The organism is Methylobacterium sp. Leaf94, from assembly GCF_001426045.1.
Classification (GTDB): Bacteria; Pseudomonadota; Alphaproteobacteria; order Rhizobiales; family Beijerinckiaceae; genus Methylobacterium.
On record NZ_LMRM01000010.1, the window covers coordinates 163,187 to 172,014 of the forward strand.

At 66.5% G+C, this 8,828-nt stretch carries 6 protein-coding genes, 1 tRNA gene and 1 pseudogene; 3 read left to right on the forward strand and 5 right to left on the reverse strand.

Translation table 11 applies throughout. The features are described from left to right. Positions 1–41 precede the first annotated feature (41 nt). Both glpK and glpD read right to left on the reverse strand, forming a co-directional pair. Entirely contained in the window at positions 42–1,547 is a 1,506-nt protein-coding gene (gene glpK, locus ASG63_RS07960; RefSeq protein ID WP_056213967.1) for a glycerol kinase GlpK, read from the reverse strand. A gap of 84 nt (positions 1,548–1,631) precedes the next feature. Continuing rightward, entirely contained in the window at positions 1,632–3,164 is a 1,533-nt protein-coding gene (gene glpD / locus ASG63_RS07965; protein WP_056213970.1) for a glycerol-3-phosphate dehydrogenase, read from the reverse strand. A gap of 359 nt (positions 3,165–3,523) precedes the next feature. On the opposite strand from glpD, the pseudogene ASG63_RS07970 reads away from it, so the two are divergent. Beyond that, positions 3,524–4,228 (forward strand): annotated as a pseudogene (locus tag ASG63_RS07970) (transposase); the annotation flags it as partial. Positions 4,229–4,299: 71 nt separating this feature from the next. Here ASG63_RS07970 and ASG63_RS07975 read toward each other — a convergent pair. Continuing rightward, on the reverse strand, positions 4,300–4,533 hold the full coding sequence (locus tag ASG63_RS07975; RefSeq protein WP_056213972.1) for a hypothetical protein: 234 nt from the start codon (positions 4,531–4,533) through the stop codon (positions 4,300–4,302). A gap of 268 nt (positions 4,534–4,801) precedes the next feature. Then, positions 4,802–4,878, reverse strand: a tRNA-Arg gene (locus ASG63_RS07980). A 178-nt stretch (positions 4,879–5,056) separates the two neighbouring features. Between ASG63_RS07980 and ASG63_RS07985 the strand changes: the two genes are divergently transcribed. Beyond that, positions 5,057–6,709 (forward strand): hypothetical protein, encoded by a 1,653-nt coding sequence (locus ASG63_RS07985; protein WP_156394118.1) that lies wholly within the window; start codon positions 5,057–5,059, stop codon positions 6,707–6,709. Positions 6,710–7,376: 667 nt separating this feature from the next. Then, positions 7,377–7,934 (forward strand): metallophosphoesterase, encoded by a 558-nt coding sequence (locus ASG63_RS07990; protein ID WP_056213986.1) that lies wholly within the window; start codon positions 7,377–7,379, stop codon positions 7,932–7,934. Positions 7,935–7,994: 60 nt separating this feature from the next. On the opposite strand, the gene ASG63_RS07995 is transcribed toward ASG63_RS07990, so the two are convergent. Then, positions 7,995–8,324 carry a hypothetical protein gene (locus ASG63_RS07995; protein ID WP_156394119.1) on the reverse strand — a complete coding sequence of 110 codons (330 nt, stop codon included), beginning with the start codon at positions 8,322–8,324 and terminating at the stop codon, positions 7,995–7,997. Positions 8,325–8,828: the final 504 nt, after the last annotated feature.

Here is an 8,828-nt window from a genome sequence, read left to right on the forward strand (position 1 = left end):
GTCGTCTTGTGTTTCCGAGGTGGTCGATGTCGGGGTGAACGTCAGTCGTCCTGCCTGTCCCAGTCGAAGGCGCGCTTCACCGCCCGGCCCCAGGCCGCGGTGATGCGCCGGCGCTGCGTCGCGTCCATATTTGGCTCCCAGCGCCGGTCGATTCCCCAGTTGCGCACGAGGTCGTCCGTGCTCTTCCAGTATCCGGTCGCGAGGCCCGCAGCGTAGGCGGCTCCCAGCGCTGTGGTCTCCGTCACCTTCGGCCGCACGACTGGAACGTCGAGGATATCGGCCTGGAACTGCATGAGGGTCACGTTGGCGACCATGCCGCCGTCCGAGCGCAACTCCCGCACCGGGATGCCGGAATCCTTCTCCATCGCCTCCAGGACCTCGTGGGTCTGGAACGCCGTAGCCTCCAAGCAGGCCCGGGCGATGTGGCCGCGATTGGCATAGCGGGTCAGGCCGATGATCAGGCCGCGGGCACCCTCGTTCCAGTGCGGCGCGTAGAGCCCAGAGAAGGCGGGCACGAAGTAGACACCGCCATTGTCCTCCACGGTGGTGGCCAGGCGCTCGACCTCGGCGCTGTCCTGGATCATGTGCAGGTTGTCGCGCAGCCACTGCACCAGCGCGCCCGTGATGGCGATGGAACCTTCCAGCGCGTAGACCGCGGGCGCGCTGTCGAGCTTGTAGCCCAGCGTCGTCACGAGGCCACAGGTCGAGGGCACCGGCGTCTCGCCGGTGTTCATCAAGGCGAAACAGCCGGTGCCGTAGGTGTTCTTCGCTTCGCCCGGCCGAAAGCAGGTCTGGCCGAACAGGGCGGCCTGCTGGTCTCCGAGGATCCCGGCGATCGGCACCCCGGCGAAGGGCAGGCGTGTCTCTCCGTAGACTTGGGACGACGAGACGATCCCCGGCAGCATCGCGCGGGGAATTCCGAACATGGTAAGCATGCCATCGTCCCAGGCCAGGGTCTCGAGGGACATGAGTTGGGTGCGGCTGGCATTGGTCACGTCGGTGACGTGGAGGCCGCCGTCCGGGCCGCCGGTGAGATTCCAGACGAGCCAGCTGTCGATGTTTCCGAATAGGACGTCGCCAGCTTCCGCCTTCTCTCGCGCGCCGTCGACATGGTCGAGGAGCCAGCGCAGTTTCAAGCCCGAGAAGTAGCTCGCCAGGGGCAGGCCTGTGAGCGCCCGGAAGCGATCGCGGCCGCCGTGGCGAGCAAACTCGGTCACGAGGCGATCGTTGCGGGTATCCTGCCAGACCAGCGCATTGTGAAGCGGAGTACCCGTGCGCCGGTCCCAGATCAGCGTAGTCTCACGCTGGTTCGTGATGCCGATCGAGAGCAGGTCCTTCGGCGTCAGTCCGGCCCCGTCGAGGGCATCCTGCATGACGGCCTGCGTATTGCGCCAGATCTCTATCGGATCGTGCTCGACGTGGCCGGGCCGCGGATAGATCTGCGCATGTTCCCGCTGCCTGCAGGCGGTGATGTGCCCTTCGCGATCGAAGACGATGAAGCGGCTGCTGGTGGTGCCCTGGTCGATGGCGCCGACATACTGAGACATGGTCGTCTTCCTCCCTTGGGAGCGGCGTCGAAGATGTCCGGGCCGGTCTTCGCGCCGGCTTTGGCGTTTCGGAAGGCGTTGGCGTCAGGCGGCTTCGGCCTTCCGCGCGATATAGGCGGCGAGGCGCGCGGCACTTTTCGGACTCGTGCGCAGGCCGAGCTTCGAGCGGCGCCAAAGGATGTCCTCGGCGGTCCGCACCCATTCGGCGCGAACGAGATAGTCGACCTCGACAGCCGTCAGGCCGCCGTCGAAGGCGTCGCCGAGATCCGCGAGACTGCGGGCGCCCTTCACGATGGTCCGCGCTTCGGTCCCATAGGCTCGGGCGAGGCGCCGCGCGGTCTCGGACGGGAGGAAAGGAGCCTCTCGGCGGAACTGCTCCAGAAATGTTTCGAAATTCGCCGCCGGCATCGCGCCGCCGGGCAGGACTGCAGTGCCGGTCCAGGCTTTCTTGAGCCCCGGGAAATGTGGCGCGATCTTCTCCATCGCGTGCTCGGCGAGGCGACGGTAGGTCGTGATCTTGCCGCCGAAGACCGAGAGCGCTGGAGCCCGCCCACCGCCATCCTCGAGGTCGAGCACGTAGTCTCGGGTGACCGCCGAGGCGTCGGCTGCCGCGTCATCGTAGAGCGGGCGCACCCCGGAGTAGCTCCAGACCACATCCTTCGGGTCGATCGACCGGGCGAAGGAGCGGTTGATGCAATCGCAGAGATAGCGCGTCTCCTCCGCCGAGATCGTCGCCGGGCCGGGCTCGTTCTCGTAAGGTACGTCGGTGGTACCGATCAGGGTGAAGTCGTGCTCGTACGGAATCGCGAAGATGATGCGCTTGTCGGGCTGCTGGAGGATATAGGCTTGGTCGCCTTCGTAGAGCCTTGGCACGACGATGTGGCTGCCCTTGATCAGGCGGACTGCCGCGCGGCTGTTGATCCCGAGGGTGGTGCCCAGCGTCTCGCTCACCCAAGGTCCGGCCGCATTGATGACGGCCTTCGCGCGAACGGTCTCGGACTGCCCGGTGCCGACGTCGCGGAGGGTTGCGGTCCAGGACCCATCGATGCGGCGGGCCGATTCGACGCCGGTCCGTGTTCGGATTTCGGCGCCCCGCGACCTGGCATCCATCGCGTTGAGGACGACGAGCCGACTGTCCTCCACCCAGCAATCCGAATAGACGAAGCCCTTCGAGAGCCGACCCTGTAGAGGCGCGCCCATCGGCGATGCTCGCAAGCGAACCATCTCCGAGCGCGGGAGCGTGCGCAGGCGCGCGAGATGATCGTAGAGGAAGAGGCCGATCCGCAGCATCCAGGCCGGGCGGAGTCCATCGTCGTACGGGAGCACGAAGCGGAGCGGCCAGATGATGTGCGGTGCCAGACGCAGCAGGCGTTCCCGCTCGGCGAGCGCCTCGCGCACCAGGCGGAACTCGTAATATTCCAGGTAGCGCAGGCCGCCATGGATCAGCTTCGTGCTCGATGACGAGGTGAATTCGGCCAGGTCCCCACGCTCGCAGAGCAGGACCGAGAGGCCTCGTCCGGCCGCGTCGCGAGCGATCCCCGTGCCGTTGATGCCTCCGCCGATGACGAGCAGATCGTAGGGGGCTCCCTCGGCCCGACGGATCCCTCCTGACGTCATGAGTCTCCTCCAGGTCTCGTCGTATGCCGACGCCAGGAGGATTTCCCTTTGTCGAGGAATAGTCGCAAGCGAAAATCAGGGCTTCGCGAGACGCCTCCCGATCCGGTCAATGCGAGCTTCACCCCGTGCCGTTCCATCAGGGCGACGATTTCTGGCGGCGGCCGGTCCGTGAAGAGCGTGTCGATCTGCGCAAGGCGTCCCACCTGGACCATCGGCCGGCGCGTGAACTTGGTGTGATCGGCCACCAGGAAGGTCCGGCGGGCGTGCAGGAGGATGGTCTAGCAGGGTGTTGAGGAAGTCCGTGGCGTGCCAGGAGTTGGCATGATTCACTGCTCCCTGGCAGTAAGCGGGGGAGGCAGATGCGGGGCTCGGATCGGCGTTCGGGAGCGTTGTTCTCGTATGTGGCCCTTGGGGCTTGGGTCCGGTCCGATCATCCTCTGCGAGCCATCCGACACTGACGGACGAGGCGCTGGCGGCCCTGAGCGGGTAGTTCTCGGCGCTCTATGCGGCCCGGATGGGTCATTCGTCGATCCCGCCCGAGATGCTGCTGCGGGCCATGCTCCTGCAGATGTTCTACTCGATCCGCTCTGAGCGGCAACTGATGGGGCGGCTCGCGTTCGACCCGTTGTTCCGCTGGTTCGTCGGGCTGGGCATCGCCGATCAGGCCTGGGACCATTCGAGCTTCACCCGGAACCGGGACCGGCTCCTGGCCGGTGGGATCGCGGCCCAGTTCCTGGCCGCCGTGCTGGCCCAGCCCCGGGTCAGGCGGCTTCCGTCCAGCGATCACTTCAGCGTCGACGGGACGCTGATCGAGGCCTGGGCGTCGATTCATATGCTTCAAGCCCAAGGATCAGGGCGGCAACGATCAAGGGAAAGATCCGCCGCCGTCCGCCGGCGGGCGCAACGTCGAGGTCGACTTCAGGGGTCAGACGCGCTCGAACGAGACCCACGCGAGCACCACGGACCGAGAAGCCCGCCTCTACCGTAAAAGTTCGGAAATGGAAGCCAAGCTCTGCTTCATCGGTCACACCCTGATGGAGAACCGCTGGGGCCTGATCGTAGATAACCTCGCCGCATGTCCAGCTGGTTCGGTCCTGGCTGATCCTTTTAATCAGCCCGGTCCAAAGCCAGCCGGTCAGGTCATGATGTCGCCGGGGCGCTTGAGATTCAGCCGGATTTTGGCATCCTTGATGCCAGCCGGTGCGTTGGCCACGCGGACCTTGACCATCTTGACGCATGTCTCGAGGGCGGTCTGGCCAAACTCGTCGTTGTCGAACCAGAGGATGATCTCCTCGAACCGGTCGAGCCAAAGGTATTCGGCCTTGAGGTTCCTGGCGGCCCCCTTGGAACCCCCGTTGACCGATACCACCGCGAACTGCTGCAGACGAAGCAGTGCGTGTGGCTATCGGCAGTCGTTGCCCTTGGGGAAGCTGGTGTCGCGTGGGGGCATGGGGTCTCCATGTCCGGCGAGCCCTCGGCTCTGCTCCGGCTTTTGGTGGGACTGCGTGGGACTTGGCGTGGGAGAACTTGACGGGAGACCCGGAGAATGGCCGGCGATAGGTCGCAAATGTTCTCGCCGCGAGGCGCCAGATGAAGGCGCCCCCGCGAGTTGCCATCTTGATTTTCTGAGAAGAACCTGGCGACCCCGGTTGGGCTCGAACCAACGACCTGCCGCTTAGAAGGCGGCTGCTCTATCCAGCTGAGCTACGGAGTCATGCGCCAAAATCGTGGTAGCAGGCCCCCCGCCACCTGTCATCAAGAGACTCTGTCACAACGCGTTTCCCCTCTATAGAAGCCCTCTTTTCGGGGCATTTCGGAAGGTTCGATTAACCCTGGCCGGTCCCCAACCTGGGGATCCAAAACCCCGGAAGCGCGGATCGCGTTTGCTACGGGTGCGCTACGCGGTAGAGCAGACGCCTACCTCGGAGCCATGCATGCCCAGGAAAGCCGTCGCCGTTCTCACTGGCAAGCAGATAGAGGACCTGATCAAGGATGCCCGTGCGACCCGGGCGGCGGCGCGTGACGTCAGCATCGGCGGGTGCGAGGGAGCCACGCTCCGGCTGACACCAACGGCGGCGGTCTACTCGATGCGGTTCCGGCACGAGGGTGAGCCTCTGCGCATCCGCCTGGGCGACGCGGACGATTGGACGCCGGTGCAGGTTCGCTCCGTTGGGGCTGCGGTCCGTGCCCATGTCGAGGAAGGCGCTGGCGTCCCAGACCCAGCCTGGATCGCGCTCAAGAGGGCAGCGCTCGTGGCGAAGGCGGCCAAGGGCGAGGCCGTGGTCGTGCCGGCGCACATGCCGAAGAACCGCACCCCTGAGACCTGGACATACAGGCAGGCCCGGGACGCCTGGGTCGCGCACCTCAAGGCGGAGGCCGAGAGCCCAGCGCAGGTCTACCGGCCTGACACCGTGCGGAACTACAGGTCTGTCGTCGGCTGCCCTGCAATGCGGGCCCTCGACGACCGGTTCGTCTCCCGCATCCAGGCACCCGATGTTGCTGAGGCGGTGGCCGGCCTCGTGAGAGAGGGAAAGCGGTCCCAGGCCCGGGATGTCGTCCGCGTTTCGAAGCGGTTCTGGGCCTGGATGGCGGAGCCCGGGCAGGTCCGCCTCAGCGGCGCTGCCCGGAAGGCCATGGAGGAACTCAAGGCACCGAAGCTCGGGGATACGAAATCGAGGCAGCACTTCCCGTTCGTGAGCGAGGTCGCGATCATGCTGTCCATCGCCCAGACCGGCATCCTCGTGGATAGCGTCGGATTCGCAGTCGAGCTCCTCGTGTTCACGGCACAGCGCCGCCTATCGATCTGCAAGGCGCGGGTTGAGGAGTTCCTGCCCTGGACCGAGCGCGAGGGCTGGGGGATCTGGTGGGAGGGGCATCGGAAGGTCGGAAGGGGTTCACCGACAGCGCGGGACCCGTTCGCCGGTAGCCATGCTATCCCCCTGCCCCCGGTCGCATGGCGCCGGGCGCAGGCTTACATTGAGCGCACCACCGAGGACGCTCTGACAGCAGGCAAGCTGCGGTCCCCTTGGATGTTCCCGATGGTTCGGGCTCGCCGCGTTGGGGGCCGGACTGACTGGCACCTCCACGAAGATACGCTGACCCACGACGTCGCCGCGATGCCCGGCTGCCGGGCAACGCCCCATGATGTCCGGCGGGCCTTTGCCTCCTACCTTCAGGAAGAGGCCGGGATCTCGTCCAACCTGGTGGGCCTCGTCATGGACCACGCCAAGAGCGACCTGCTCCACGTCACCGACAACAACGGCATGACCCGCCGGTACACGCGGGACGAGATGCTAGCCCTGAAGGCCAAGCCGATGGAGGCGTGGGTCGAGGCGCTTCGGCTAGCCCGGATTGACGTCGAACTTCCCGACAGCACCGAACTCAAGGCTCAACTCGTCGCTGAGCATCAGCGCCAGCGCGGGATCAAGGACGCCGCGGCGGAGCAAGCACGCCGGCGCGCAGCCTCCGCCAGGGCCTACGCCGAGGGGCGGACGACCCGGCAACGGCAGCGGCGCAGACCAGAAGGCACGACCGGCCCGGTCTGAGCGCGGCGGTCCCGTCCTAGCGCCCGGGCGACGTCGGCCGGGCGCTCAGCCCGCACGAATCCCCTTCCGCCGCGCCGCTGCCCCGAGGCCTCCATCAGGTCCTCGGCGAGCGCCCGCATGATCGCGTCGCGCTCCTCGGGCCCAGCGTCCGCGACGTCCTGAAAGCTAAGCATTGATCCCTCCGTTCTTGAGAACAAATAGGGAACGCTTGAGGTGGGGAATGGGTGCGAAGATCGAATGCGCGAACCTCGGAGCCTCGCCGATTTCCCCTACCGGCGGGTGCGCGTGACGTGCGCATGGTGCCCCCGGAGGCGTGGGGACTACTGCGTCGAGAGGATGGCCGCCCGCCTTGGGCCGGGGGCCGACCTCGACACCGTCCTGCGGTGGATCGCCCGGACGTGCCCGCGCCCGAAGCCGTGGGAGAAGCGCGGGCCGAGCCAGTACGTCCCCTGGTGCCGGGCGGCCTACGAGGACCTCCGGAACGGGCGGTCTCCGCACCGCGTCACAGGATTCAAGGGTCCAGGGATTCCTTAAGGTGACCGTACTAGACCATTCACCTCACCAGCCGACCGAGGCCGCCGTGAAACGAATAGCGCTACCCCGCCCGACGAGACCCACCCCCGGGGCGTGACGCGCGTGCGCAGCCCCCGCCAAGGAGGCTGCCCTGATGACCACGTTTTTCACCGCCGACTCGCACTTCGGCCACGCCGGCGTCTTGCGGATGAGTCGGCGCCCGTTCGACACCATCTCCGAGCATGATGAGATGCTCGTGGCCGCCTGGAACGCGGTCGTCGGCCCCCGCGACGAGGTCTGGCACCTCGGTGACTTCGCGATGGGGTCGTCCCCTGAGCGGTGTGCCGACCTGTTCCGCCGGCTCCGGGGTCGCAAGTTCCTCGTCCGGGGCAACCACGACAAGCCGCGGGTGACGAGCCTGGCGTGGCACGAGCAGCACGATCTCGTTAGCCGCAAGGTCGACGGCACCCGGGTCATCATGTGCCATTACCCGATGCGGGCTTGGCCCGGCGCGTGGCGAGGGAGCATCCAGCTTTTCGGGCACACGCACGGCATGCTGCCGGACACCTCGCAGTCCTGCGACGTCGGCGTCGACCGCTGGTCGTATGCCCCGGTCACCCTGGGGCAGATTCGGGAGCGTCTCGCAGCGACCCCCGACCTGCCCGAGGAGCGTCGGCTCGGGCAGGCGGAGGACGACGGCGAGGACGCCTGAAAGCGAGAGGGCCCCGGACCATCTCCGGGGCACTCTGCCTTCTATCGCTCGGACGTGACGTCAGCCGAGGAGAACTCGGATGCGCGCCTTCGTGTCCTCGAAATGGGCGGGCACGATGTCCATCCAGAAATTGAAGGCCTGCGCGTACGTCTCGGGGTAGGCCTCGCCACTCGTTTCGAGCCCGACATAGATCTCGCGCGTAAGGTCGGCGTGGTCCTCACTCTCCTGGAAGACTCCCGCGACGGAGATCTCGGCATTCCTTGCGACCCGCCGCATGGCAGCACTGCCGAGTTCGCCCTTCATGATCTTGTAGGCGTATCCGCACGGACGTGACGAGTCCGGCCAGAGACCGTAGACGCGGTCCGCCATGTTGAATGTGCGCAGGAGCATGAGCGCTTGGTTGGGCCCGTCCATTGTAGACATGGATTCGCGCGTCTTCCGTGCCAGGTTGAGCAGGTCCTGTAGCTGTTCGGTCGTGAGCTCGGGCTCTCTATTTCTCTTCGGCATCTTGGGCCTCGTCAGCAGGCCGCCCAGCGCGGCCGTCGAGAAGACCCTGTCCGCGTCGCTGCCGCGGCTGGAGTCGAGAGAAGGTCCAAGGTTAACAACCCGGGTTTTCGTCCACAGGCCTGTGCGCTGGACGGTCTCAGGCCTTGCCGAGAGCGGCCTTGATCAGGCCGAGGGCCGCATCGACGGCGGCGCCCCCCTCGGCCTTGACGATGAGGAGCCGGTAGCTGCCCGCCTCGTCGTCGCGCGCTTCCGCCATGACGGCGAGGCGGGAATCCTGCGGACGTGTCGGTGTCCGTCGTCAGATGATTTGGGACATTCAGCGGTGTTCAGGAGCGGAGGCTCTGGTCCATCTGGGGTGAGAGGTTAGGCAGCCTGCGCGTGATGGCG